Raw genomic sequence first — 26,514 nt, 5'->3', positions numbered from 1 at the left:
GCGGCAACAATTTTCGTTATTTTAGCGAGGGGCTTTACTTTGTGCTAAAAATCATTTAATTTAAGCCTATAGCTAGTACCATACCTAATGAAGAAATCCGTATTAACCTTATTGATTGCTTGTGTTTCCTTTTGTTTGCATGCGCAGGATAATGTGGATGAAGCTTTAGCCTATCAATATTATCAGCAAGCAGACTACGAAAAGGCAGCTGTATTGTTCGAAAAATTGTTCAGCAAGAATAAAAATGACAATTATTTTGACCTTTATTTTTCATCCTTAATTAAAGTTAAGAAATATACTGAAGCAGAAAATATCCTTAAAAAACTGATTAAACAATATCCGTCAAAAACTCAATATGCCGTGGCATTGGGTAGGGTCTATCAAGAAAACGGAAGAACTGCAGAAGCCAATAAAATTTATCAGGAAGCAATAAACAGTACCCCTAAAGACGAATCGAGGTTTAGGGAATTAGCCAATAGTTTTTATCGTTTTGAAGCTTATGACATGGCCATCAGCGCTTTTTTACAGGGAAGAAAACTATTTGGGGATGAGCAGTTGTTTGTTTATGAACTGCTTAGTATTTATCGCTTTAAAAAGGATAAGCAGATGCTGATCCAAGAATACATTAATGCCCTTCCCGGCACCCCGCAGCTACTGCCCCAAGCACAAAGTGTGTTAGCTGCAGTTTTTGAAGACAATAAAGATTACCAATTATTACAGGCTGCACTGTTAAAAAAAATCCAGAAAGAGCCGCAAACGGAGATCTATACCGATTTGCTTATTTGGCAATACATCCAGCAGCAAGATTATGAAATGGCATTGCGACAGTTGATTGCTCAAGATAAAAGAACAAAAGGCGATGGGACCAATCTTTTCAATACCGCCAATACATTTTTATCAAATCGCGCATATACTACAGCCATTAAGGCTTATGAATATTTTTTGACCAAGGGTCCAGAGAACGAACTTTATCTTCAGGCCAAAATTGAATTGGTTAATGCAAAGTATGAACTGGCAGTTGCCGGAAAGTATGAGATTCCAGCTATCCAAGCATTAGCAAATGAGTATCAGGAAATCTTAAATCAGTATGGCAAAAATGGACAAGGATTAACCGCCCTAAGAAAGTTAGCCTATTTGCAGGCCTACTACCTCAAAGACCTCAAAAAGGCAGAAGCTACACTTGAGGATGGGCTGAAGGTTCAAGGCGTATCCCAAATGGACATCGCGCAATTGAAAATGGATTTAGGCGATGTTTATATCTTAACTAAGCAGCCATGGGAGGCGATTTTGGTATACGAACAGGTGTCAAAACAGTTTGAAAGCGCGGGTATCGGGAACGAAGCAAGGTTTCGCTCGGCAAGGTTATCATTTTATCAGGGCAATTTCGAATTTGCCAAATCACAGGCAGATGTACTAAAAGCATCTACTACCTTACTCATTGCCAATGATGCCTTAAACCTTAGCCTATTGATTTCTGATAATCTGCAAAACAAAAATGATAGCTTGGCACTTCAAATGTACGCTGATGCTGAAATGCTCCAGTTTATGAACCGTCAAGACCAAGCACTTTTAAAGTTGGATAGTATCGATATCGCCTATCCAAACAACAGTTTGGTTGACGATATTTTAATGGCTAAAGCTAAAATATATCTTAAGACAAATGATTTAACTCATGCGGTAACTATGCTCAAATCCATTATTGATACGTATAGCGATAGTATTTGGACTGATGATGCTCTATTTGCATTGGCCGATCTATATGAGAAAAAACTTAGCAATCCTGAAGAAGCCAAAAAATTATACCAACGGCTAATGAACGATTTTCCGGGCAGCATGTTCAATGCCGAGGCCAGGAAGAGATTTAGGAATATAAGGGGCGATGACTTGGGCACCTAGACTTACGAAGTCTAAGACTTGGTTAGTCTAGCCAAAATTCTGTTCGCTTAACGCCTTCCGCCAAGCGCTAAACTTTACTAACTTTGTAAGATGCTATTATACAACGTAACCTTAATAATCGAAAATGATATTGCCAGTGAGTGGCTTAAATGGATGGAAGAAACCCATATACCAGAGGTTATGGCTACAGGAAAGTTTGTTTCCAATCGTTTGCTTAGAGTTTTAGATTCACCAAATGAAGGTGTAACCTATTGCGCTCAATATGTGGCCGAAACGCTTGCTGATTACGACGATTATCAGCTTAACCATGCACCTGGACTACAAGCAGATCTACAACTAAAATTCGCCAATAAATTCGTGGCCTTTCGTACGTTGATGGAGTTTGTGTAGTTTATTGTGAACTGGTTAATTGTTTAATTGCAGTAAGACAGATGCCAAAGGCATCCTTTTGGGACAGTTAACCAATTTAAACAATTGGACAGTTAACCTAAACCTTACTGTTTTATCAGATCATACAATTCATCCAATTTTGGCGAAAGGACAATTTCAATTCTGCGGTTCTTACTACGGCTTTCAGGAGATGTATTTGGGCCCAACGGTTGGTACTGTCCCTTTCCGGTTGCTGTCATTCTTACACTCTCCACCTTTTGCTCCTCAGTTAAGAAACGAACTACCGAAGTAGAACGGAGTACACTTAGGTCCCAGTTATCCTTAATCTGACCCAGATTATTTATCTTTTGCGAATCCGTATGTCCTTCAACTGCGATATTAATTTCTGGTTGTTGCTTTAACACGGTTGCCAATTGGGTAAGTGCTTGTTTTCCTTTTTCATCGATGATGATACTTCCAGATGGAAACAACAATTTATCCGTTAACGAAACATATACTTTACCATTCTTGATTTCTACGGTTAATCCGTTCTTAGTAAAGCCCAATAATGCTTCTTGTAATTTTGCTTTTAGCTCGTTAGTTGCCGCATCTCTCTTTTTTAAGATTTCTTCTACCTCATTTAAGCGCTGCTCGCGTTTTTTAAGATCATCAGATAGCCTATTGATTTCACTGGAGCTATTGCTGCGCAATTTGGTATAATTAGTTTCCATTTCGCCATACTGTGCCCTTAAACTGCCCAATTGACTATTTAGATCTGACGTATCCTTTCTCAGTTTTGCAATGCGCTGTTCTAATCCTTCTCCATTAAGTTGCGATTCGGTTAAGCTTGTATTTAAAGAATCCTGTTTGGCTAGTAAGGCTTTATATTTTTTTGGTGATAGGATTACGCAAGCGCTAAACGATGACGCTAATAAACAGAATACGAAGGCTAGGAAGAGGTTTTTCATTTAATGGGTAATTGGTTAACTTAAGTTTTTAACTGAATTGGTTAATTGATTAATCGGTTAACTGTTGAATTGGTTATTTGCGGATACGGTAAACCAGTTGTACAATTTAAACAGTTAACCATTATCCACAGCTTTTCTCAAAAATAAGATGAACGGTTGGATAGTTGCAAAAGCAGTTATCAACTTATCAACGATTGTTTCCTTTAAAAATTCTTCATCGGGCAAAGGATAGATGGCAATAAAGCTTTTTAATTTCAATAGATCGATTGCTGGATGATCAATTTCATAGCCTTTTGGGGCCTTTTTTAATTTATCTTCCTGGCTGAGACGGTAAATAGCTGTAAACTTCTCATCGTTGATCACTTCCAAAAATTCGGAAGTATTGTAATCAATCTCTTCCCTAATCATTTTCAGCACTGCTGCTTCTGGTTGCCAAAATCCCGCACCAAAAAAACACTTGCCTGGTTGGATATGCAGGTAGTAACTAGGTGTCCGCGGGCCATATCCTTTAACGTCGAATGCAATGCCATAATTATTTTTATAGGGGTCTTTGTTTTTGCTGAAACGTACATCCCTGTAAATACGCATTAATGCTTTCTTGGGCTCGGTATCTGCTGAGTATTGTGGGTCTATCGCCGCCAGTTCCTTAATCAGCTTTGCGATCAGTGGAAACAGATCAGCCTTAACCTCTTCATAACGGTATTTGTTAATGGCAAACCATTCACGATTGTTATTTTCGGTTAAATCTTTAATAAATTGAAAGGTTTTTTGTTGTAGCATACCCTATTGTAATTGGTCTTTTAGGAATGATTTTATCCGGTTTGCCTGAACATTCTTTTATCCAATACTCTCACATTCACTCATTCACTACCTTAGCTCATGTTGCTTTTTGCGATAGTTTTTATACCACAGCACACCAATGCCAGCAATTAAGATATAGGGAATTACCAAAAGGTAAATAATGCCAGAGTTTAAGCCTTTTCCTTGAGTGTTTCCGTTTTTAGTGCCTTGTTCTGCGCTGATAGTACACATAGAACACTGCGCCTTTACTTTTGGTACAATAGCAAAAGTAGAAACAAGGAGAAATAAAATGAAGATTATTCGCTTAAACATTGATGCAAAGATAAAAATAAACTTACGGGATTATTAAAAATTATGTCATAAAAAACCCTTACTTTTTAGGGTAAGGGCTAATTATTAATCAACTACTAAATTATCTTGGTCTCCAGCTAATCCAAGCTTGAGCATCACCAAAACGAACCATATCGTATTTTGTTCCGTCTGCTGATGTAGGAATGAGATACCAATCCTGGAAACTACCAACTGTTGCGCCGCCATATAGAATAGCTCTTGCTGATGTCATCGCCACATTTAATGGGGCCGTTCCGGTAAATGTTCCGTTATTAACATTTAGGGTAAAACGGGCAATTCCGTTAGTTATCGAGAATGGTACTTTTGAATACGTGTATGGGGCAGTTAAAGCTCCTGTAAACGCAATCAAACCTTCGTTAGTACCACCAAACACTGCAGGACCAGCGTACCATAGATTTTGGAAATTTGGCACAGCTTTAAAATTACAGAAGTCATCCACTCCACCTGCGTGGAAGGCTTTGTCTGAAACCCAGCAGTTATTAAAATTGATGGCCATCTGGCTATACCATTTTTGTGCAGCGGTTACATCGTATTTTAATGGGGTGGTAGATTCTTTCAATTGAAATGCGGTTCCGTTAACTGTACCTCCTAAAATAAAAGTGGCTGCATCAAATGTTACCGCTTTGAATTCAGTAAAGGTAGTGGTACCAATGGTTACAGGCCCTAAAAACACAATAGACGTGCCATTTACATAGAACTTGCCGGTTACAGATACAGGATTTCCATTTACCAAATAGGTGAATGTTAATTGTTTGTTAACCCCATCAATTCTTACTTCACAATCTGTACCACCAATTGTCATTCTTTTAAAGTAAGTTCTCAATTGATTCATCTTGTTCAAGATGTCTTGAGTTCCTTTAGTAAACGATTCGTAATCTGCCGTAGAGGTAGCCCTTACCAGTAATAACGCGCTTCCCAATTTATTCCCCACCAATCTAATGGTATCAGCAGAGCTCTTATCAAAATAAAATTCGATATCAGAATTATAACCGTTACCAGCTACACCACCTGCTACAGACGGATCTGGATCAGCCAATAAGTGAATATAAGAGTAGGTATCAAACAATAATGTTGGGGCAGTTTGTTGCCTTAACCTATAGGTACTTTCTAAAGTTGTTCCAGAAGTAGTGGTATTGATATCGGCATACATCGAAACCCTATCATTATCATTAAACTTCATAGAGAAAAGGTACACACCTCCTCCTTTAGGGAAAAGCAGTGCTTTCCAACCATTAGTGTTCGAGGTTAACGTAGACTTGTAGCTTGTTAAAAGGGCTGAGGAGCGTTCTTCAGGCCTATCTCCCGGAGCAGGATCAATTCCCTTGCTACAGCTATTTAATAAGGCTATAGCTAAAGCTCCATATATGATATATTTTTTCATAATTTCTTAAATTTTAATTCAATGTTCCTATAATGTATGAAGTCGGATCGGTTGATTTGTAGAATGCTCCGAAAGCTCCAGGTAAACCTTTTGTGCCTGCAACAACATTTGGTCCGTAATCAACATTAAATTTATTGTTAGCCAAATACGCAGCAATTCCCGCTAGTGATGGTTTGACAACATTATAGTTAGCATATGTTGTGGATGTTGGTTGTGTAGAAAGCAAAGTAAGGGTTGCTACTCCATTAGCATCATAGGTGATGTTATAATCAACATCTCCAAAATAGGTGGTTGTGCCTGCAGGATTAGTAAAAGTATATCTTACAGTTAATGAGCTACCAGCTCCAAAAGTCATAGTAAACTGAGTAAGAATAAAACCTTGAGCTGCCACCGCTGTTTTAGCAGTATTCCATAAAGCCAAGAACTCAGTTGACTGAGGGGTTTGAGTAGATGGACTGGCAGTTAAAGTGGTATAGGTTTTACCAGTTCCCAATACGCTATATAAAGCTGGCGCATTGCGATCTGTTGCTGCAGTAACCTCTGCTTGCAAGGCATAAAAATCAATGTTCCAAGCAGTTTTAAAGTAATCTACCACAAATTGTTCTTTTTTACGAAGTTTGGTTTGCGGATCAGTAGGTAGCGCATTTACGATCGCATCGTATCTTAACTTACCATACTGAAGCATTGTTGATGCCATTTCTGCAAAATCTTCTAGTGGGTTAGAACGCGAATATTGAGTAATAAAACCTAAAGATCTAGCTGTAGCTAAATTCGGAATATTCCAGTTTGCTGTATAATCAGATTTGGTAACCAAATCAAAATCTGGTTTATAAGCAATTTTCTGATTAAGAATGTGCGTAAACTCGTGTTGGATTACATGCATCATTTCTTGAGTTGCAGCCGTATTGCTTTTAGCAAAATTATTGATCACATACAATACGATTTTCTTTCCACCTTCGGCGGTTCCTAAGGTTATTGTTCCATCTCCATTATAAGAAGGACTTCCTACCAAATAGAATTGTTTTGGCGTATTAATTTTCATAAAATTAGCACCACCAACTTTTTCATATGGTTTAATCCAGATGTCACGTACTGTTTCCATTACCGGAATAACCTGACTTTCTTTAGGCGGGGTTAAATCTTTATCTAAATCCGCTTCAAAAGGATCAAATCTATATTTCACCTCAATGTTGTACGGATCTAGATAATTACTGATCAACCATGTATCTAAAGGTGATTTAGCAGTCGAATTTCTGTCTATAGCGTCTAGATTAGCATTTAATGTGCCTTCTTTCTTGCACGAAGAAACTGCTAAAAGCGCAATTAATAGGAGCAAACTTGTTTTTAATATCTTTTTCATCTTATATAAATTTAACTATTATCTCGGATTTAATTCAATGCCAGATAACGAAACCTCTGTAGGAAGTTGAAATTGGCGACGAAGATCATTGGGGCCTAACGTATCAAATGTACTTGATCCATCAGCCGCCTTAATATTGTGTTTTACAGTTAGGCCTAACCTTACAATATCCAACCAACGCATACCTTCTTCCTTAAATTCTAAACGTTTAAAATCTAATGCAGTATTGATCAGACCTACTTTTGGATCTGTAGTGCCATAGAAAGTTGCAATTTTTGCTAAAGTTACTGCATGGGTAGTGGCATTATAGCCTGAGATCCTTGTACTTGCGAAAGCATTTAAATCTGCAAGGGCAGCGGTATTGTTACCTTTATTAGCATAGGCTTCGGCACGGTTTAACAACAGCTCATCCGTTGTAAATTGCAGGCACATGGTATATGGGTAACCAATAGTAGCATTCGGGCTTGTACGAATAAATAGCTCTAAGTATTTATACATGGTATAAAAAGGTACGCCATATTGATAAACCTTTTCTGCAGAGAAATTGGTTCCTGTAACAGTTGGCTGTAAGCCAAAAGAATTTAAGGTTAAGCCTGTACCGTAGCGATAAAATGCTTGATTACGTGCCCACACCGATGGTGCTTCTGTAAGCAATAGAGTAGAAGGTTCAGCGGCCTGTGTAAAGGCAATGCGAAACTCGTTAGCAGTATAACCGAAATATCTCGTATTCCATGGTCTAAGCACTGCGGTTACATTGGCTGTTGGCAATGCTGCGGCAGCATAAGAAATTACTTTATCATAATCCCCCTTGAACAGGTAAAAACGAGCTGCAAAAGCATTAGCGGCAGCTAAATTAAAGTGATACTTAGGCACTTTATAGGCATTATCCTTAATTAAAGGCAATCCTTCTAACAAATCTTTCTCTATAGCTGCATAGGTTGATGCAACAGTACCTCTAGTATACTGTCCGAATACTACTTTCTCTGGTGAAGTTACGTAAGGAATACCAGGTGAGCTATTTGCGGCATTCGGCGTAATATCATATGATTTAGAAAATAATACCACCAACATGAAATGTGCGTAGGCACGGGCAACTAGGGCTTCACCTTTGTAAGGTAGGTAAGCAGTTTTATCTGGAGCCTGATCAATAGCCTCTAATGCTGCATTTGATGCCGCAATAGCAGTATAACTTGCATTCCAAAAGTTAATCGGAGATCCAGAGTCTCTATCTTGTACTTCTTTCCATAAATAAGCGTCCTGATTTTCTGGAGCTACATCTCCTACATTAATTCCTTTATCTTCAGAATTATCAGAAGCTGCTTCACAAAAAGTAATGTAATCTGCTTGGGTATACGCAGTTGCTAACACTTCAGCAACCTTTTCGGGGGTATTCAGCTTGGTTCGCTGATCTGGAGCCGTTTCCAGGAATTTTTTACAACCACTTATAGAAATGATTGCAATTACGGCTGGGATAATGATATATATTTTCTTCATGATTAATTATAATTAGAAACCAACTTTTAACGATAAAGTAAACTGACGCGGGATTGGTAATGCAACACCACCAGTTCCAAAAAATTCAGGATCTTTTCCAGCTAACATATCATCTGAATATAGGAGTACGACATTATTGGCAACAACGTTTAACGAAGCTGTTCTAAAACCGAATTTAGTTGCCATATCAGGTTTAAATGTATAACCGAATGACACTTGTTTTAATCTCACAAAGCCGCCATCTGCTACTCTAGCCGATGAATAGTTGTAATTATTATATGGATAACCATCCAAGGTTCCAACCGTTCTTCTGTCGATAATTGCAGGCACGGTAGTATTATTTTCATCACCTGGCGATAACCACCTGTTTAAGAAGATAGAAGATGTTGCATCCAAATCACTATAACCTGATTTAAACACTGGATCTAATCTCACCTTATTACCAGCACTGAATGTAACTAAAGCTGATAAGCTAAAGTTTTTATAGGTAAATGCGTTATAATAACCACCCGTTAAAGTTGGATCAACAGGTCCTTCATATTTTAAGTATTTTGTTACATCGCTCTGCAAATAAACATTTGTACCTGTAACTCCATCTTCGTTAATAAATTGAGGAACACCAGTAGCATGATCTAAGCCTTGGAAATCAAGTGAGAACAAACCTCTTTGTGGATAACCTAATTGTGCGCCGCCATCTGCATTAACTAAACTGAAGATGATCGGTTGATTTTGTAAATTGGTGATCTTAGATTTATTGAAACCAAAGTTTAGCTGCGTGTTCCATCCCCAATTTTTTCTCTTGAAGATTGAAGCACCTAATGTTGCTTCTAAACCTTTTGATTTCATATCGGCATAGTTGGCAATTTTTGTGCCTTCACCACCAATACCGGATGTTCTGATCGCACCGATCAAATCAAAGCTTCTTCTATCATAAGCATCCACCGTAAGTGTAATCCTATCTTTTAAGAACCCTAAATCTAAACCTACGTTAAACTCATTTAATTTCTCAAATGTTAATTCTGAGTTTTCAAGACCTGCGATATATAAAGCAGTTTCTTTTTCAGAAATATATGGTCTACGTGTGCTTTGCGCTAATAATACTAAACTAGAGTTACTTGCATTACCGGTGTTGGCTACCAATCCATAAGTTACACGTAGTGTACCACGGTTAATGATATTTTGGATCCATTCCTTTTGCATGAATTTCTCAGTATCAAAGTTCCAAGCTCCAGATACGTTCCAAGTAGGTAACCATCTTGCCTGACGAGACTCTCCTAGTAAGTTTGATCCATCATAACGGCCTGTAGCATTAATGCTATATTTACCTTTATAAGAATAAGCTCCACGTACCGAATAGTTCAAATATCTATCGTAGTTGTAACCCATACTGTAATAGTTGAAGTTAGACTCAACGTTTTGTTTTACAATGTTAGGATCGATATATGGAACTCCACCTTGATCGTACTGGTAACCATAACCATCAAATGTTTTATGTTGACGGTTAATATAACGTAGCTCTTGTGCAGCATAAACGTTAAATAAATGGTCTGAATTGATTGTTTTATTATACTCTAAGGCATTACGGAAATAATAGTTGGTGATATTATCATCAACTGTGTTATAAAACCCTCCAAATGGCAATACAGACACTGGCAATGCATTTGGGTTATCAGGATTCCTGTATAAGAACCTGTTTGCATTAATAATTGTAGGATTTTGTTCTGCCACACCCGCACGATAAGCCTTAGCCTGATTTGAATTTTCAGTTACTTTATGCTCTTGGTTGGTTTTCGCAAAACGATAAGCACCGTCAAATGAATATTGTAAATCTTTGATCACTTTGTACTTAACACCTAATTGACCTTTAAAATCAATTTGGGTTAGTCCCAACGTATTGTTTTGCAGCTCTGAGATAATGTTAAATGGTGCGTAATCTTTAGTGAAATACTCTAAATTACCATTTGCATCATACGGTGTCAAAACACGACTGGTATTGATGGCATAGCTAAAAGGATTAATATCAAAATCACGATCATAAGTACCAAAAACCGGATTACTATTTCTTCCTAATGTTCCCGGAGCAGCCTGATCACGCACAGATCCTTGCGTTAGCAACTCGAAAGTTAATTTATCATTAATTTTGAAAGTTCCTCTTAAGTTACCTGTAAAACGGTTAACCTTATCTCCAATCGTCCAACCATTATCATTTAAAAAACTGGTTGAAGCATAAAACTGAGATTTGTCAGTTCCAGAGGTTACACTCAGTGAGTGCTCCTGCATCAATGAATTTTTAAATAATACATCAAACCAATCGGTGTTTGCATTTGCATAACGTTGTAAATAGGCCTTTTGACTAGGTACATCATTACGCAGAGAAAAAGTATTGGTAGCAGCATCAAATCTGTACATCTCATTGTACATTTTAGTAAATACGCCTCCATTAGCCGCGTTTGCTGTTGTACCCTGATTAAGCCATCCTTTATTTTGCATCTCAAGATAAACATTCATTTGATCTGCAGAATTCAAAATATCATAATTGCTATATGATGGTTTCATATAGCTAGAAAAATTACCTGTGTAAGATACCAATGCCTTACCTTCGGTATTCCTTCCTTTTTTAGTCGTAACAATTACAACTCCATTCATTGCTCTTGCGCCATATTGGGCTGTTGCTGCAGCGTCCTTCAAAATATTGAAACTTTCAATATCATCAGCATTTAATCCTGCAACAGAAGATCCGATCAATGTATTGGCATCCCCAGATGAAAGCTGTTCGTTTGAGATGTTAACTACATCTTCAAGAATAACCCCATCAACTACCCATAGCGGTTTGTTATCACCACTTAGTGAAGTTGCACCACGCACCCTGATTTTTGGCGCTGCCCCAAATGTTCCTGAAACGTTTTGAACCGATACTCCGGCTACTCTACCTTCAAGCATACGGCTGATATCAGTGATACCTTCTCTTTTAACATCACTTGCTTTTAATGAAGTTGCTGCCCCCGTAAACAATTTCTTGTTCAGGTTTTGGTATCCTGTAGAGATTACTTCAACTTGAGCAAGGTTGTTGGCATCCTCTTCTAGATCAACATTAATTGTTGTTCTGTTGCCAACAGTAACATCTACAGTTTTGTATCCTAAATACCTAAATGTAATTACTGCTGTCTCATCCTTTACCGAAATTTGGTATTCTCCTCTATCGTTTGTGGTTGTTACAATATTGGCGCCCTTTACAGCTACCGTTACTCCCGGTATACCATTTCCATCTTTTTTATCTCTAACAATACCTCTTACCGTAATGTCTTTTTTTATGGTTCTGGCAGGGGAAGTTTCCACCTTTAAAATTACCTGGTTACCTACTTGTTTGTAACCGATGTTTTTTTGCTTTAGTGGTTCAAGAGATTCTGCTATTGTACCTAATTTTTCAGGCACGTCTAAAATCATTGCTTTACTGATTTCTTCAGAATCATAAACAAAGCTTATTTTATAAGTTTGTTCGATCTTTTTAAGATAGTTTTCTAATCTTTCTGGCTTTCCTTTTCCCTGCTGACCATCAGCTTGGGCTACGAAAGACCAAAAGATTGCACAAATAAGTAGTGCCAATCGGCAATAACTCATTACAGCTTTTCTTTTGTAGAAGTTTTTCTCCATAGTGGGTTGGTTTTAATTGATTGTTTAAGGTGTGATTAAGTTTATCTGGTTGTTTTCTTTGTTGATTTTAATATTGTAAGTTCCGTTCAATACAATAAGCACATCATTTAAGGTTTGACCTTTAAATTTTGCGTTTAGTCTCTTTGAACCTCTTGTATTGTCCTGAAGCTTGATGATTGTGCCGTAATAATCTGTTAATTGCTCACAAACTTCTTTCAAAGGCGCATCTACAAAAACCAATTCTTTGGTAAGCCATGAATCTAAATTGTTAGCGGTTTTTGAAATCAGTTCTCTTTTTTTAATGTCGTAAGACAATGCCTGTCCGGCAGTTAAGATAGAGGTTGCACCATCTTTATAAGGTGAAAACAGTACCCGGCCGGTTTTAACGCCAAGCTCTATTTTATTCTCATTTATTTTAATGTTAAATGAGGTACCTAAAACAACCACATCCGATTTGTCTAGATTTACCTTAAAGGGGTGGCTTGCGTCCTTTGCAATTTTAAAGAATGCCTGCCCCTTAAGAAGGGAAATCTCTCTATTGCCAGAATCAAACTTCTCTGGATATTTTAATTCGCTATTTCCTGCAAGAATAATTATTGAGCCATCCGTTAATCTCACAGAATCTATCTGATTTTGGGCGGTGGTTTTAATAATATAATTGATGGTTTGGTTTTGGCCGTAAATCAGGTATCCCACAACAAAGAATAGAAGGGAAGCCGCAACAGCCGTTAACCAAGTGATATAGCCGCTACGTGGTACCGATTTAGTGGATAAACCCTTTTTCAGTTTTTGCACAGAAACAGAAGCATTTACGCCTTCTAAACGTGCTGCAGATACTGAATGTCTCCAAATTTTTTCGATTCCAATAAAATAATCTTCATTTTCTGTAGAAATCGCACGAAATTCAGCGATCGCTTTCTGAAGTTCTGGATCAGTAGGATTGTTTAAATATCTAGAAATTAAATCTAGAGATTTAGGTGATTCGCGCATATAATTTGTCTAGGTTATATGCTATGACAAACGGAAACAACAAATCCCCTAGTTTGTTTTTAAAAAAAGATAAATATTTTAAAAAAGATATAAACTCATCATCAAATCTATTCCATTTGAAGATCTGTGATTGTTTTTTTTAGCGATAAAAGCTTTTCGAAGAGATTTTAACGCTGTGGCGATGTGATTTTCGACTGTTCTTTCAGAAATCCCTAACATATCTGCAATTTCCTTGTATTTAAGTTGCTCAAATCTACTAAGCTTGAATACTTTTTGACATTGGGGCGGCAGTTTATTGATTTCAATGTGTAACAACACGACAAGTTCATTTTCTTCATCCAATTCCATCAGCTCCTCTTCTGTAGATTCTGCGGCAATTTTTAAATGGTGGATTTCTATGTTCTTTTGTCTATTTACATAATTTATAGATGCATTGATTACAGCTCGGTACAAATAAGGTTTAATAGATTTAATTTCATCGATGCTTTCGGGATTCTCCCAAATCTTTAAAAAAATGTCCTGTACGATTTCTTCTGCGACAAAAATATCTTTGACATGTTTATCGCTAACGAGCAAAAGCTTCTGAAAAAAGGTGGTATAAAATTCGGTAAAAGCCGGAACCTGACTTTCATTTACTAGAGTAAATAAATCTTTTCCTGTTTTTATAACCATCGGTCCGCCAAATTTATTTTATTTTAAATATAGGCAATAAACCATTATGGAGTAAGCATTTTTTAATTTACAGTTAAAAAAATGTGAATTAAGCCGTGTAATAAGGTGATATCAATAAGTATACGATTACTCCCGTTACAGCTACGTATAGCCACAGAGGAAAAGTTATTTTTGCAATTTTCTTGTGCTTATCAAAACGCTGTGCCAATGCCCTAACATAGGTAATCAACACCATGGGAATTGTAGCGATAGACAACACAATGTGAGAAATTAAAATAAAGAAGTAGACATATTTGATTATTCCAATTCCACCAAATTTAGTTGATGGTGTGGTCATATGATAAGCAATATACATCAGCAGAAACAGTAAAGAACAGCCAATTGCAAACTTCATTAGTGTTTGGTGCAGTTGGATGTTCCCATTTTTTATGGCAACCACAGCGGTTACCAACAGTATGGCAGTAATACCATTAATTGTTGCATATATAGGGGGCAAAAATGTTAAATGGGGTGCATTGGGGATTTTTACTACAAATAATATCGCTACCGCTACTGGGATAACGATAGACAATAAAATAATCCATTTATTGTACTTTTGTTCTATTGGGGTTTCCATTTGTAAAATATAGTTGATCTAAAAAAATTGCTAACCTGAAACTGAAATCCCGATATCGGGAAAAATTGTAAACTGTAAATGCTCTAAGACATCCTTTCAGGGCTATCTATCTCCCATCCCTCATGTTTCGTAACTCTTCGGCAATAAGAACCTTTATTTCGTCATCCAGTTTAGAAAGTGCCTCTTGATTAGTGGCCTCATAATAACCTCTAATCCGATATTTCGAATCAAGCAATACAAACATGTTGTTGAAGGTGAATTTTGTCTGTCCGTTTTCGGTGGTCTTGATTGCATCTAATAACAGGCCATCCTTAACTACTTTAGCTACGGTTGTACTATCTCCCGTGAGTAAATCCCATTTTCCAGCTACTGCTGATTGAGTTTTGGCATAGGCATCTAACACATTCGGCCTATCGTAGTTAGGGTCTATGCTTAATCCAACAAAATGTACCATTGTGTTTTTTTCGTAGGTTTTATTAAAGGCTTGCATCGCCCGGTTGGCGAAACCTACACCTGTACTTTCATTATGGGTATAGAAAAGATTCATCAGTATGATTTTACCTTTATATTTTTCAAGACTAATGGTATCTCCAGCTTGGTTAAGGAGTTTAAAATCTTCTAATGCATGATAAATGGTGTCGGGAATCTGCTTGCCTCTAACGGAATGAAACGTGGGCGCCACTTTTTTCGGGCCGTATATAGCCAACGGCTTATACCGGTTTTTTCCTTTTTCCTGGAGTAAATAATATAAAAATCCTGGTACCGCTAGAATGGTGACCAGGATTAATATCTTTTTTATAGGATTATACTTAATCCGTGGGATTTTATTTTCTGATGGCGTGGTAGAGTCTTTGATCATTTAAATAATCCAAATACATAAAAATTAATCCTATTTAAATGACGACGGATTTATTATTGTTTGGGCATGTGCAGGTGAAGATAGTTTCCTTCGACTAACATGAGCGCAATAAAATAAATGATAAAAATAAATGAAACGGTAAGTGCTAATCTCAGCCCTAATTTCTCAAATTTAAGGTGCATAAAATAGGCAACGATATAAAACGCCTTCAATAAGGTTAATCCAATATAAATAAAGTTACCTATATGTTGGGTGATATGGCCCTTAGGGATAGCCCACAGGGCGATAATAAATTCTATTACCGTTATTAATAAAAGGATTCCGAATACTTTCCAGATTTTCTTTTTGGTCATTCCTTCATGATCTCCATGAGAATGATCATCGGCGGTGTGGATATGCTGTTCTGACATGTTATTTTTTTTATAAATGAAATTAAACGAGGTAGAAGAAGGTAAATACAAACACCCACACTAAATCTACAAAGTGCCAATATAAGCCCACTTTTTCTACCATTAAATAGTGGCCACGTCTTTCAAACGTTCCATTAATGGTCATACATAGAATGATGATATTAATAACGACACCACTAAATACGTGGAAACCGTGGAAGCCAGTAATAGTGAAAAACAGATTGGCAAATTGTTGAGCAGAAACTACCGATATATCTCCATGAAAGAATGGCTGTAAGGCCTGGGTGATTGCACCTGCCTCAATTTTTCCGGTTGCAGGATTAGTACCCCACCAAAATCCTTCATGATGTAAGTGTGTCCATTCAATGGCCTGACAACCAAGGAACATAAGACCACCAATAATAGTTCCTATCATCCACCAGATTACTTCTTTTTTTGCTCTTCTATGTCCTGCTTCAACAGCAAGAACCATCGTTACCGAACTCATGATCAAAATAAAAGTCATTATCCCTACGAAAACTAAGGGAGCCCCTTCGTCTGTTATTCCAGGGATTGATTGAAACACTTTATCTGGTGCAGGCCAAGTAAATTTGGTAAAGCGTTGTGCTCCATAATAAATCAACAATGAGGAGAATGTAAAAGCATCTGATAGCAAGAAAAACCACATCATTATTTTACCATATTCTACATTCCACGGAGAATGGCCACCAGCCCATGGAGTGGTTTTAACTTGGTCTATTTTCGATATTGAATCCATTTAGTAGTCGTATAATAGTTTGTTAAAAAATCTAACTGTTCAAAAGTAAAAAAACATACAGATATATCCATAATATATCTATAAAATGCCAAAAAATAGCAGTAATCTCTTGGCGGTAGGCTGCTTTTTCTGGAGAAATCTGTTTATAAGACCCTACCAAGCTATTTAATAGGAAGCAGACCCCTGCGAAGATATGCAACAGGTGAAAGCCTGAAACAATATATATCATCGAAATAGCCGCATTATTGTTAATAAGAAATGCCCCAGAGTGATATAAACTGGTCCAGGCCTGAAATTGAAGATAGCCAAAGGTTATTCCTAGGGCCAGTGTTAGCCATAAAAACAATTGTTGGCTTTTTATATTTTTGTTTCTTAGGGCTTTTGAAGCTAAGAAGAGTGTAATGCTGCTAACCACCAAAACTGCGGTACTGTAGTTAAAAGCATCAGGGAGTGCCAAACCATGGCCTTTTCCTTTTGAAGCTGCGAAAACGATATAGTAGCTCGTCCAGCCCCCAAACATAATGGTTGATGACACCACGAACAGCCAAACTACAAATTTTTTGGGTCTGGCATCAAATTTTATCTCTTGTTGTTGCATTGTATGCACCATTTTAAATCCTTAAACTATTAAATCAAACAATAAAATTAATTGTACCAAAGGGATGTAAAAGAACGAACAAAACATCACTTTTCTGGCACTAGGCAAATCCATTTTAACCATTAACTGGTAGGCAAAATAACTAAACGTCAATCCTGCGATAATAGAAACACCTGCAATATAATAACCGCCGAAGCCAAAAAAAGTTGGCAGCAAACTTACTGGAATTAAAACCAGTGTACTTATAAAAGTAAGTACAGCAGTAGTTTTATCCCGCTTTTTAGTTGGTAATAACCTAAAACCAGCTTTTTTATAATCATCATCTAAAACCCATGCAATTGCCCAAAAATGGGGGATTTGCCAAACGAATTGAATTAAAAATAAAATTCCAGCTAATTGATAATCCTCGATGACATAGCCAATTTGAGGCATGTCTGGCACCGGTTTTACGCTGCCTATCGCCGCAATGTAACCTATAAGCGGAGGCAAGGCACCCGGTATAGCTCCTACAATAACTGCAATAGGAGAAACTCTTTTTAATGGAGTGTAAGCAAAAGCGTATAATAATATGGAAAATACAGACAATAAACCAGTGGTGATACTTAGTTGCCCAAGTAACCAAGTACCTGCCATCCCCATAATAAGTCCTAGCACCAATCCCTGTCCTGTAGTCATCCTGCCAGCCGGCATAGGCCTATCTTTGGTCCTATCCATCAGTTTATCCAGGTCTTTCTCTATAATTTCATTAAAGCAATTTGCTGCACCAGTAACCAAAAATCCCCCTGCAATTAAGATCAGCCAATTCTTCCAATTAATGCCATCAACGATTGCCCTATCGATCTGGATTTTAGAACCAATCAAAAAAGTAACAGACGCAGAGAAAACCACTAAAAAGGTTAGTCTGAATTTGATTAATTTGGAGAAATCTGATAAAAAATGTTTCAATGTATGTTAGTTGATTAATTGTTATTCCAATAGCTATCGAGAGCAAACTGTTAACTGCAATCCCGATAGCTATCGGGAGTTAACAGTTTATGTAGGTTTATAGGTTGCTGTTCGGTACACTAATAGGAATAGATAATATTGTAAACTAAATAAGATTGTTGCAAATAAAAGATGTATGACCTGTGCATACGGAGGTAGAGACATGTACGACAATAACAATCCCGTTGCCAACTGCACACCCAAAGTTATCATCATATAGTTTGCCGTTAATAAAGGCCAAGCTTTTCCGCTAAAACGATCAATCACCATCTTATACACTACAAAATTGCAAATTGCTACTAGGATGGCTAAATCTCTATGGTAGGAAAATATGCCTCCAACTTTACTGATCCAGGTGTTGCGACCTGAAAACTGAAGCGACCTGGCGAGGGCATCAATGCTTTCTCTAACTTCGGTACCTAAGACAATCTGCAGAATGGTAATCAGAATAGTAAAGGCTAAAAATCCCTTCAACCATAAAATCCGGTACATAATTACACTTCGTTTTTTATGCAGTTGTTTTGCATAATTATAGGTGTAGATGGCGATACCTAAAATAACCAAAGCAAGTAGCATGTGTACCGTAACTACCCACTGCGTTAGATTTGTAGAGACCACAATAGATCCCAACCATCCCTGATAGCCAACAATCAGTATATTTAAAACAGATAGAACAACAATCCGCTTTGCTGTTTTACGATAGGTAAAGGAGAAAATTCCCAAAAGCAATAGGCAAACACCCAAAACCACACCAGTAATTCTATTTATATATTCTGTCCAGGTTTTAGCTGGATTAAATTCTTCTGGAACAGCGATAGTTTTATCATTTCTAATGCTATCTGCAAGCTCCTTTTTGCCCATACTTTCTAAGTATTTTGCAAATTTCTCGTTCTTTTTAATTCGCCCAGCCACATATTTTTCTTTATAATCTGCAGGCAATTGACTAGCTGAAGTTGGGGGTATATATTGGTCGAAGCATTTAGGCCAATCAGGACATCCCATACCCGATCCCGTGCTGCGAACAATCCCTCCAGCCAAAATGACCATAAGGGTTACAACAATGGTAATGAAGTTTAATCTTATAAATCTATTTTCAGATTTAGCAATCATTGATATTAGATTAAATGAAAAATGGTGATCGGTTCACTGGTCTCCCGATAGCTATCGGGAGGTTCATTAGTCCATTGCCATTACAAACTATCCCATTTTTCCTGCCTGTCCGGCAGGCAGGCATTTTCCCTATTACATTTACCTTATTTAGTGGTCTAAGTCTGCTTCTTGGTCTGGCTTATTAATTTTGTCCCAGTCTTTCTGAATTTGTTCTGCTTCTGTATTTCCCTCAAAATCATGTGGCAAATTAGAACTCATGGTTTGTGAGAAAGGAATAGTCTGTGGAATAAAATCTTCTTCGGCACCTGGCTTACTATAATCATATGGCCAACGGTATACTGTTGGAATTTCTCCAGGCCAGTTTCCATGTAGATGTTCTACTGGAGCTGTCCATTCTAATGTATTTGCGCCCCAAGGATTTTGCGGTGATTTTTTACCTCTAAATATCGAGTAGAAGAAATTAAACAGGAATGCTACCTGAGCTAAGGCGGCAACAATTGCAGCCCAAGTTACAAATACGTTAACCGTTAACCATTTGTTCATAAATTCAAATTCCGTAAATGCGTAGTAACGACGAGGTACACCATCCAAACCTAAGAAGTGGAGTGGGAAAAATACCAGATAAGCGCAAATAAAGGTTAACCAAAAATGTAGGTACCCAAGTTTAGGGTTCATCATTCTACCGAACATTTTAGGAAACCAGTGGTAAACACCAGCTAGCATACCAAAAATAGCTGCAGAACCCATTACCAAGTGGAAGTGGGCAACTACAAAATAGGTATCGTGTAAGTTGATATCCAATGCGGCATTACCTAAGAATATTCCAGTTAAACCACCTGAGATAAAGAATGAAACCAAACCGATAGCGAACAGCATGGCTGGAGTAAATCGAATATTTCCTCTCCACAATGTGGCTAAATAGTTAAATGTTTTTACTGCCGATGGTACCGCAATAATCAATGTTGTAATCATAAATACCCCACCAAGCCACGGGTTCATCCCGGTAACAAACATGTGGTGACCCCAAACAATAAAGGATAGCGTGGTGATACCGATCAATGAATAGATCATGGCATGGTAACCAAAGATTGGTTTTCTAGAGTTTACCGAGATAATCTCTGATGAAATACCTAAAGCAGGCATAATTACAATATATACTTCGGGGTGACCCAAGAACCAGAATAAATGTTGCCATAGTATGGGCGAACCGCCCTCGTTAGGTAAGATCTGCGTTCCCATTACAATGTCTGACAAGTAAAAACTTGTACCGAAACTACGGTCGAAGATTAAAAGTACAACTCCTGCAACCAACACCGGGAACGAGAGGATACCTAATATTGCGGTTAAGAAGAATGCCCAAATTGTTAATGGCATTTTCCAAAGATCCATTCCTTTGGTACGCATATTTAATACCGTAGTAACGTAGTTGATACCGCCCATTAGAGACGATGCCACAAAAAGAACCATACTGATCAACCACATGGTCATCCCTAATCCAGATCCTGGAATTGCTTTTGGGATTGCAGATAGTGGGGGATAAATGGTCCATCCTGCACTTGCAGGCCCGGTTTGTATAAAGAATGAGCTCATCATTAACACACAAGCCGAAAAGAAGAACCAGTAAGATAGCATGTTTAAAAACGGTGAGGCCATATCCCGCGCACCAACCTGTAAAGGAATTAAGAGGTTACTAAATGTACCGCTTAATCCTGCGGTTAGCACGAAAAATACCATTACCGTACCGTGAATGGTTACGAGTGCCAAATAAAAATCTGGTCTAATTCTTCCACCTTCTGCCCATTTACCTAGAAATGTTTCTAAGATTGGGAAACTTTTCTCTGGCCAAGCCAATTGAAGTCTGAACAAAATAGACAATCCCATTGCCACAACAGCCATGATGATACCAGTTATTAAAAACTGTTTAGCAATCATTTTGTGATCCTGGCTAAAGACATATTTAGTTAAGAACGTTTCATGGTGATGTCCGTGACCGTGATCATCATGATTATCGTGGTGGTGTGTATCTTGTAGTGATATAGTTGACATAATAAGGGCTCTCCAGTATTATTTTTTTAAAGCTATTTGATTTGTTTTGGCTGCTGTATCTTTAGCGGTAGTATCAGCCGCTGCTGGAGCTGTTTTAGGCTCTTCGAGTACAGGTAAATTAAACGTCTTTCTCAAATCGTTGGTTAAGTAAGGGGCCTGTTTAACAATCCAAGCATCGTATTCTGCCTGTGTTACTACTCTAACAGGTTTTTGCATTTTATAGTGGCTATCTCCACATATTTTGGCGCAAAGTATTAAGTATTTAAATGAAGGATCATTGGTTTTAGCCTTCATTTGCTCTGTGGTAATGGTTGGGGTAAACTCGAAATAAGAAGTCATGCCCGGTACTGTATTCAATTGTACCCTGAAATGGGGCATATAAAAACTATGCAATACATCTTTACTGGTTAGCGCCAAGCGTACTGGCCTACCCACTGGTAATACCAATTCATCAGCAGTTTGGTCATCTAAGCTGTTTTTATCATTAAAGTCTATCCCTAAATTGTTAATTGAAGTGATTTTTTTATAGTTTTTAACTCCAACCACACCATCCGCACCTGGATAACGGATATCCCATTGAAACTGAGATGAAGTAATTTCGATGCTTATAGGTTTATTGTTCGGATCTGCGATCTTGTAGAAGATTGATCTCCATGTTAAAAATCCCATCAACACTAATACGGTTAAAACAACAGCGGGTACAAATGTCCATATCTTCTCGATCAGGTTATTATGTGGATAGTAGTATGCCTTCCTTTTGTTATCGCTCTTGTAAAGATAAGCGAACATAAAAAGCGCGATGTGGGTAATTACAAATACAATGGTGGTTATGATCAATGTGATGTTAAACATATCATCAATCTTCTTTCCGTGTATTGAGGCTGCTTCTGGCAAAAGCATTTTTCCGTGCACTGTATATTCCCAATGAACCCCATATAGCCCTACAACCAAGAATAAAGCGAATAATACGCCATTAACCGTATCCCAATTAATCCCTTCTGATTTGCCTTGGGTTGCTCGTGTTAGCTCGTATACCTTAATGGCCTTACCAATTATTGCAATGAAAAGGCAAAGCAATAAAAATAGTAATACGTAAAATAGTGCCGATTGATAAATCGGTCCCATATCTACAGGTTTAGCTGGAGCAGCAGCTTCTTGAGCAAAGGCACTCGTGCTTGCAAATACAGTAAAGATTACTGCTAAAGCTGCCATTGTTTTATTAATTATGATCTTTTTTAAACTCATTTTCTTAAAAGTAAGTACGCTGTACTTTTATATTAATTTATATAATGCTAAACCTTACAAATGGTGATTTAAACTTTCTTGTAAAAACGGATGGTTCTTAGCAATTAAAGGTTTTTTGCTTAAGGCAGTTAAAACGGTAAATGTAAACAAGCCAACAAATCCTAGTGCGGTTCCTATTTCTATAAGTCCAAATCCACTTCCTGGGTGACCATCAATCTCTTTCGGGCCGAATTCAAACACACCAGGCATAATCATCTGGTAATAATCAACCCAGTGACCACAAAGTACAATGATACATACTACCATAAGCACATTTTTACTTCTCTTATTATCACGATCCATTAACAATAACAATGGCGACAAGAAGTTCATGATCAAGTTAATATAAAACCAAGCTTCGTAGTTGTTAAAGCGTTTATAGAAATAAACAGTTTCTTCGGACATATTTGCATAATAGATCAATAAGAATTGAGCAAACCACACATAGGTCCAGAAAATAGAGAAACCAAAAATAAATTGACCAAGGTTATGTAAATGGCTGTTGTTAACCCAACTCATGTATCCTGCTTTTTTCAATAAAATAAGGATCAAAGCAATGGTTGCTAAGCTACTAACCCACATAGCAGCGAAGTTGTACCAACCGAACATGGTTGAGAACCAATGGGCTTCTAATGACATGATGGTATCAAAGGCAAATATTGGTGTAGTAAAACCGTAGATCACCAAGAAAATACAAGCGTATTTAAAACTTTTACGGTATGAGGCTAACCCTCCAGCTAAATCTTCGTTATACGACCATTTGGTAATAAAATAAGCAAAGATGCTATAGGCTCCTAAAAACACTACTTGTCTTCCCAAAAAGAATGGGATATTTAAGAATGCCGATTTCCCGGCAATGAGCTTATCAAAATGTTCGCTACTTGAATCAGCCAAACCGGGTGTTGCCCAATGTTTATATAGATAAGGTACGGTAAGCTTTACCCCTTCCTCAGTAACTTCATGTTGTATAAATAAACCAGCTGCAACCACAGCGATTAAAATGATAGCTGCCAATGGCAAAGTTTTCGCCATAGCTTGAGGTACGCGAAGTATTGATGCAGACCATCCTGCCTGTGCAACATATTGAACGGCTAAAAAGAAAGCCCCAGACATACACAAACATGCGAAATAGTATGCCATAAGTAACAGGTTAGCAAAAGTACGCTCAGCAGAGCCACTAACAAAGCCATAAGCAATTGCTCCAGCACCGATAAGGATACCGAGTATGCTCAGGATTTTTACTTTTCCTGTAAACTCAAATTGTTCACTTAAATTATAATGATGAGTTCCCATTTAAATCTGCTTTTCTTATTTTATTTTTTGTAATTGTTGAACATACATCACTACTTTCCATCTTTCTGTTGGTGTTAGTTGTGAAGCATAAGATCCCATTGCATTAAGGCCATAAACAATAGTATGATAGATTTTACCAGCTGGCATAGTTGACATTGCTCCACCACGTGATGAAACTGCATCTGGCGCATGATAAGAAGGCACTCCAGAAATACCCTTATCTAATTTTACAATATGACCTTGACCATCGCCCTTTACTCCATGACAAGGTGAACAGAACACATTATAAAAGTGTTGTCCCTGTAATAGGTTTGGCTCGTTTAATGCCAATGGATTAACAAGGGCTGCCGAAGCTTCATACCCTTCTTTGGTATTGGGAAATTCGTATCTCACAAAACCTATAGGCACTGTATTTGCTGGCGGAGTTTGTGACGTTTGTCCGTTAAAACTTGGGATCTTACTGGTATCCGTTGGTTGATCCTGATTATAACCAATCGGATCATACATATTTCTTGCATACTCCAGACCTGTACTTTTCTTATCGTTACAAGCCGAAAGTATCGCCACTGTAGCAAGCATAATAACCGCGGCGAAAACTATATTTTTCTTATTCATAGCTAACATACTTCCTTTCATTATACTTAACTTCCAAGGCTCCTGCACCTTTTAATAGTTCATCGATTTTTGTGTGCTCTACATTTTCTTTGGCATCAATTGCGATAATAAAGCGATCGTTGGTAGCACGCAGGTCCATCACTCTTGGTGCTCTTCCCGGAAATAAGTGGGTTGATGCGTAATACGATCCTACAAGGCCAAAAGCACAAAATAGAATGGTTAACTCAAAAGTTATTGGAATAAAATCTGGCAATGCGAAGTGGGTTTTACCACCAATATTAATTGGCCAATCTACTACAGTAGCCAAATAAACTCCTGTTAGCATTGTCAACGTTCCGGTAATACCGAAAAAGAATGCGGCAATATCTAATCTAGATCTTTTAACTCCTAATTTTGCTTCGATGCCGTGAATAGGCATTGGCGTATACACATCATGTATTTTGATGTTATTTTCCTGTAATTTATCAATGCCATGCATCATTTCATCAGGATCGCCAAAACTGCCCAAAATATATTTGATATTACTCATTGTTATTTTTTTGCGTAATCTGCTTGGTTAACACTATCAAACTTATCCAAAGACTCGATATAGTCTTCAACTTGTTCGTTATCTAAATGACCTTCGTCTATTAGTTCTTTCTTGGCTTGCTCACTTGCGCTCTTCAATAATAATTTCACCTCTGCTATTGCGATAGAAGGCAATACTCTTAAAAACAATAAGAACAAGGTAAAGAACACACCAATTGAGCCTACAAATACACTTACGTCTACCCATGTTGGATAGAACATAGCCCAACTTGATGGTAAATAATCGCGGTGCAAAGAGGTAACGATAATTACGAAACGCTCAAACCACATACCGATATTTACAACGATCGATAAAATCCATGTGGCTGCAACACTGGTACGGATCTTTTTAAACCACAGCAATTGCGGAGAGATTACGTTGCAGGTCATCATCATCCAATATGCCCACCAATACGGACCTGTAGAACGGTTAATAAATGCATACTGCTCATATTCTGAACCAGAATACCAAGCGATGAAAAATTCGGTTAAATAAGCCACACCTACGATCGAACCGGTTAAGATGATAATCTTGTTCATCGACTCGATGTGAAACATGGTGATGTAGTTTTCTAGACCTAAAACCTTACGGGCAACCAATAATAAGGTTAATACCATTGCAAATCCAGAGAAAATCGCTCCAGCAACAAAATAAGGTGGGAAAATGGTGGTGTGCCATCCAGGAATAACCGAAGTTGCAAAGTCCATTGATACAATCGTGTGTACCGAAAGTACCAGTGGTGTAGAAATACCTGCTAAGATTAATGATACGGCCTCAAAACGTTGCCAAGTTTTAACATTTCCTGTCCATCCGAAAGAGAGTACGGTATATATTTTTTTCCGCATTCCTGCAGCGCGATCTCTAATGGTAGCAATATCAGGCAATAAACCGGTATACCAGAATAATAAGGATACAGAGAAATAAGTAGAGATGGCAAACATATCCCATACCAATGGGGAGTTAAAATTTACCCAAAGTGATCCAAATTGGTTTGGCAAGGGTAACACCCAATACGCTAACCATGGACGGCCCATGTGGGATACGACATATGTGGCTGCGCAGATAACGGCAAAAATGGTCATCGCCTCTGCAGAACGGTTAATGGAGTTACGCCAATTTTGGCGGAAGAGCAGGAGTACGGCAGAAATTAGTGTTCCTGCGTGACCGATACCTACCCACCATACGAAACCTGTGATATCCCAAGCCCATCCTACTGTTTTATTTAACCCCCATGATCCGATACCGTACCAAAAGGTATAGCTCACGGCAACTACCCAAAGTGTAGCGCCACAAAGTGCAATAATAAATCCTATCCACCAGGCCTTGTTAGGCTTGTTTTCTACCGGTAGTAAAATATCATCCGTAATTTGTGCATACGTGATGTTTTTCCCGGTAATTAATGGTTCTCTTAAAATTGATTCGTTATGTCCTGACATAATTT

General features: G+C 37.8%; 24 protein-coding genes. 2 read left to right on the top strand and 22 right to left on the bottom strand.

Features of this window, described 5'->3' with window-relative positions; all coding sequences use genetic code 11:
• Positions 1-87 precede the first annotated feature (87 nt).
• Positions 88-1,896: a tetratricopeptide repeat protein gene (locus tag AC6H0V_RS17025; protein WP_497561403.1), complete on the top strand. Its 1,809-nt coding sequence runs from the start codon at positions 88-90 to the stop codon at positions 1,894-1,896.
• A 90-nt stretch (positions 1,897-1,986) separates the two neighbouring features.
• Complete coding sequence (locus tag AC6H0V_RS17020; protein WP_497561402.1) at positions 1,987-2,286, top strand: DUF4286 family protein; 300 nt, start codon at positions 1,987-1,989, stop codon at positions 2,284-2,286.
• Between the two features lie 104 nt (positions 2,287-2,390).
• Here the strand turns inward: AC6H0V_RS17020 and AC6H0V_RS17015 are convergent, their stop codons facing one another.
• From AC6H0V_RS17015 to nrfD, 22 genes are all read right to left on the bottom strand, one after another.
• A complete protein-coding gene (locus AC6H0V_RS17015) occupies positions 2,391-3,233 on the bottom strand; it encodes an OmpA/MotB family protein (RefSeq protein ID WP_497561401.1) in 843 nt (280 codons plus the stop codon).
• 114 nt (positions 3,234-3,347) lie between these two features.
• On the bottom strand, positions 3,348-4,013 hold the full coding sequence (locus tag AC6H0V_RS17010; protein ID WP_497561400.1) for a DUF2461 domain-containing protein: 666 nt from the start codon (positions 4,011-4,013) through the stop codon (positions 3,348-3,350).
• An 87-nt stretch (positions 4,014-4,100) separates the two neighbouring features.
• Complete coding sequence (locus AC6H0V_RS17005) at positions 4,101-4,346, bottom strand: hypothetical protein (protein WP_497561399.1); 246 nt, start codon at positions 4,344-4,346, stop codon at positions 4,101-4,103.
• A gap of 100 nt (positions 4,347-4,446) precedes the next feature.
• Positions 4,447-5,766 carry a DUF4302 domain-containing protein gene (locus AC6H0V_RS17000; protein WP_497561398.1) on the bottom strand — a complete coding sequence of 440 codons (1,320 nt, stop codon included), beginning with the start codon at positions 5,764-5,766 and terminating at the stop codon, positions 4,447-4,449.
• 13 nt (positions 5,767-5,779) lie between these two features.
• A complete protein-coding gene (locus AC6H0V_RS16995) occupies positions 5,780-7,126 on the bottom strand; it encodes a zinc-binding metallopeptidase (protein WP_497561397.1) in 1,347 nt (448 codons plus the stop codon).
• An 18-nt stretch (positions 7,127-7,144) separates the two neighbouring features.
• On the bottom strand, positions 7,145-8,620 hold the full coding sequence (locus tag AC6H0V_RS16990) for a RagB/SusD family nutrient uptake outer membrane protein (protein ID WP_497561396.1): 1,476 nt from the start codon (positions 8,618-8,620) through the stop codon (positions 7,145-7,147).
• A 12-nt stretch (positions 8,621-8,632) separates the two neighbouring features.
• Complete coding sequence (locus AC6H0V_RS16985; RefSeq protein WP_497561395.1) at positions 8,633-12,271, bottom strand: SusC/RagA family TonB-linked outer membrane protein; 3,639 nt, start codon at positions 12,269-12,271, stop codon at positions 8,633-8,635.
• 24 nt (positions 12,272-12,295) lie between these two features.
• Positions 12,296-13,261: a FecR family protein gene (locus tag AC6H0V_RS16980; protein WP_497561394.1), complete on the bottom strand. Its 966-nt coding sequence runs from the start codon at positions 13,259-13,261 to the stop codon at positions 12,296-12,298.
• 78 nt (positions 13,262-13,339) lie between these two features.
• Positions 13,340-13,933 (bottom strand): RNA polymerase sigma-70 factor, encoded by a 594-nt coding sequence (locus AC6H0V_RS16975; protein ID WP_497561393.1) that lies wholly within the window; start codon positions 13,931-13,933, stop codon positions 13,340-13,342.
• Positions 13,934-14,021: 88 nt separating this feature from the next.
• Positions 14,022-14,549 carry a DUF420 domain-containing protein gene (locus AC6H0V_RS16970; RefSeq protein WP_497561392.1) on the bottom strand — a complete coding sequence of 176 codons (528 nt, stop codon included), beginning with the start codon at positions 14,547-14,549 and terminating at the stop codon, positions 14,022-14,024.
• 106 nt (positions 14,550-14,655) lie between these two features.
• Complete coding sequence (locus tag AC6H0V_RS16965) at positions 14,656-15,408, bottom strand: SCO family protein (RefSeq protein WP_497561391.1); 753 nt, start codon at positions 15,406-15,408, stop codon at positions 14,656-14,658.
• 53 nt (positions 15,409-15,461) lie between these two features.
• Entirely contained in the window at positions 15,462-15,818 is a 357-nt protein-coding gene (locus tag AC6H0V_RS16960; RefSeq protein WP_497561390.1) for a cytochrome C oxidase subunit IV family protein, read from the bottom strand.
• 22 nt (positions 15,819-15,840) lie between these two features.
• A complete protein-coding gene (locus AC6H0V_RS16955; RefSeq protein ID WP_497561389.1) occupies positions 15,841-16,575 on the bottom strand; it encodes a cytochrome c oxidase subunit 3 in 735 nt (244 codons plus the stop codon).
• Between the two features lie 31 nt (positions 16,576-16,606).
• Complete coding sequence (locus AC6H0V_RS16950) at positions 16,607-17,173, bottom strand: cytochrome c oxidase subunit 3 (protein ID WP_497561388.1); 567 nt, start codon at positions 17,171-17,173, stop codon at positions 16,607-16,609.
• A 21-nt stretch (positions 17,174-17,194) separates the two neighbouring features.
• Positions 17,195-18,118: a heme o synthase gene (gene cyoE, locus AC6H0V_RS16945; protein WP_497561387.1), complete on the bottom strand. Its 924-nt coding sequence runs from the start codon at positions 18,116-18,118 to the stop codon at positions 17,195-17,197.
• Positions 18,119-18,205: 87 nt separating this feature from the next.
• Complete coding sequence (locus AC6H0V_RS16940) at positions 18,206-19,267, bottom strand: COX15/CtaA family protein (protein WP_497561386.1); 1,062 nt, start codon at positions 19,265-19,267, stop codon at positions 18,206-18,208.
• A 147-nt stretch (positions 19,268-19,414) separates the two neighbouring features.
• Entirely contained in the window at positions 19,415-21,313 is a 1,899-nt protein-coding gene (locus tag AC6H0V_RS16935) for a cytochrome c oxidase subunit I (RefSeq protein ID WP_497561385.1), read from the bottom strand.
• A gap of 18 nt (positions 21,314-21,331) precedes the next feature.
• Positions 21,332-22,525 (bottom strand): cytochrome c oxidase subunit II, encoded by a 1,194-nt coding sequence (locus AC6H0V_RS16930; RefSeq protein ID WP_497561384.1) that lies wholly within the window; start codon positions 22,523-22,525, stop codon positions 21,332-21,334.
• 87 nt (positions 22,526-22,612) lie between these two features.
• On the bottom strand, positions 22,613-23,890 hold the full coding sequence (locus tag AC6H0V_RS16925) for a quinol:cytochrome C oxidoreductase (protein ID WP_497561383.1): 1,278 nt from the start codon (positions 23,888-23,890) through the stop codon (positions 22,613-22,615).
• 15 nt (positions 23,891-23,905) lie between these two features.
• A complete protein-coding gene (locus AC6H0V_RS16920; protein ID WP_497561382.1) occupies positions 23,906-24,505 on the bottom strand; it encodes a c-type cytochrome in 600 nt (199 codons plus the stop codon).
• Positions 24,498-25,034 carry a DUF3341 domain-containing protein gene (locus AC6H0V_RS16915; protein WP_497561381.1) on the bottom strand — a complete coding sequence of 179 codons (537 nt, stop codon included), beginning with the start codon at positions 25,032-25,034 and terminating at the stop codon, positions 24,498-24,500. Before AC6H0V_RS16915 ends, AC6H0V_RS16920 begins: the two co-directional genes overlap by 8 nt.
• A 2-nt stretch (positions 25,035-25,036) precedes the next feature.
• Entirely contained in the window at positions 25,037-26,509 is a 1,473-nt protein-coding gene (gene nrfD, locus AC6H0V_RS16910; protein WP_497561380.1) for an NrfD/PsrC family molybdoenzyme membrane anchor subunit, read from the bottom strand.
• Positions 26,510-26,514: the final 5 nt, after the last annotated feature.

It is taken from the genome of Pedobacter sp. NO84, assembly GCF_059703915.1.
Note: the sequence above shows the minus strand (reverse complement) of the source record. Positions and strands in the feature narration are given on the sequence as shown.

What these genes read in the sequence shown, in the direction of transcription:
- AC6H0V_RS17025 (WP_497561403.1), top strand. Translation starts at nt 88, where the DNA reads ATGAAGAAATCCGTATTAACCTTATTGATTGCTTGTGTTTCCTTTTGT.
- AC6H0V_RS17020 (WP_497561402.1), top strand. Translation starts at nt 1,987, where the DNA reads ATGCTATTATACAACGTAACCTTAATAATCGAAAATGATATTGCCAGT.
- AC6H0V_RS17015 (WP_497561401.1), bottom strand. Translation starts at nt 3,233, where the DNA reads ATGAAAAACCTCTTCCTAGCCTTCGTATTCTGTTTATTAGCGTCATCG.
- AC6H0V_RS17010 (WP_497561400.1), bottom strand. Translation starts at nt 4,013, where the DNA reads ATGCTACAACAAAAAACCTTTCAATTTATTAAAGATTTAACCGAAAAT.
- AC6H0V_RS17005 (WP_497561399.1), bottom strand. Translation starts at nt 4,346, where the DNA reads ATGTTTAAGCGAATAATCTTCATTTTATTTCTCCTTGTTTCTACTTTT.
- AC6H0V_RS17000 (WP_497561398.1), bottom strand. Translation starts at nt 5,766, where the DNA reads ATGAAAAAATATATCATATATGGAGCTTTAGCTATAGCCTTATTAAAT.
- AC6H0V_RS16995 (WP_497561397.1), bottom strand. Translation starts at nt 7,126, where the DNA reads ATGAAAAAGATATTAAAAACAAGTTTGCTCCTATTAATTGCGCTTTTA.
- AC6H0V_RS16990 (WP_497561396.1), bottom strand. Translation starts at nt 8,620, where the DNA reads ATGAAGAAAATATATATCATTATCCCAGCCGTAATTGCAATCATTTCT.
- AC6H0V_RS16985 (WP_497561395.1), bottom strand. Translation starts at nt 12,271, where the DNA reads ATGGAGAAAAACTTCTACAAAAGAAAAGCTGTAATGAGTTATTGCCGA.
- AC6H0V_RS16980 (WP_497561394.1), bottom strand. Translation starts at nt 13,261, where the DNA reads ATGCGCGAATCACCTAAATCTCTAGATTTAATTTCTAGATATTTAAAC.
- AC6H0V_RS16975 (WP_497561393.1), bottom strand. Translation starts at nt 13,933, where the DNA reads ATGGTTATAAAAACAGGAAAAGATTTATTTACTCTAGTAAATGAAAGT.
- AC6H0V_RS16970 (WP_497561392.1), bottom strand. Translation starts at nt 14,549, where the DNA reads ATGGAAACCCCAATAGAACAAAAGTACAATAAATGGATTATTTTATTG.
- AC6H0V_RS16965 (WP_497561391.1), bottom strand. Translation starts at nt 15,408, where the DNA reads ATGATCAAAGACTCTACCACGCCATCAGAAAATAAAATCCCACGGATT.
- AC6H0V_RS16960 (WP_497561390.1), bottom strand. Translation starts at nt 15,818, where the DNA reads ATGTCAGAACAGCATATCCACACCGCCGATGATCATTCTCATGGAGAT.
- AC6H0V_RS16955 (WP_497561389.1), bottom strand. Translation starts at nt 16,575, where the DNA reads ATGGATTCAATATCGAAAATAGACCAAGTTAAAACCACTCCATGGGCT.
- AC6H0V_RS16950 (WP_497561388.1), bottom strand. Translation starts at nt 17,173, where the DNA reads ATGCAACAACAAGAGATAAAATTTGATGCCAGACCCAAAAAATTTGTA.
- AC6H0V_RS16940 (WP_497561386.1), bottom strand. Translation starts at nt 19,267, where the DNA reads ATGATTGCTAAATCTGAAAATAGATTTATAAGATTAAACTTCATTACC.
- AC6H0V_RS16935 (WP_497561385.1), bottom strand. Translation starts at nt 21,313, where the DNA reads ATGTCAACTATATCACTACAAGATACACACCACCACGATAATCATGAT.
- AC6H0V_RS16930 (WP_497561384.1), bottom strand. Translation starts at nt 22,525, where the DNA reads ATGGCAGCTTTAGCAGTAATCTTTACTGTATTTGCAAGCACGAGTGCC.
- AC6H0V_RS16925 (WP_497561383.1), bottom strand. Translation starts at nt 23,890, where the DNA reads ATGGGAACTCATCATTATAATTTAAGTGAACAATTTGAGTTTACAGGA.
- AC6H0V_RS16920 (WP_497561382.1), bottom strand. Translation starts at nt 24,505, where the DNA reads ATGAATAAGAAAAATATAGTTTTCGCCGCGGTTATTATGCTTGCTACA.
- AC6H0V_RS16915 (WP_497561381.1), bottom strand. Translation starts at nt 25,034, where the DNA reads ATGAGTAATATCAAATATATTTTGGGCAGTTTTGGCGATCCTGATGAA.
- nrfD (WP_497561380.1), bottom strand. Translation starts at nt 26,509, where the DNA reads ATGTCAGGACATAACGAATCAATTTTAAGAGAACCATTAATTACCGGG.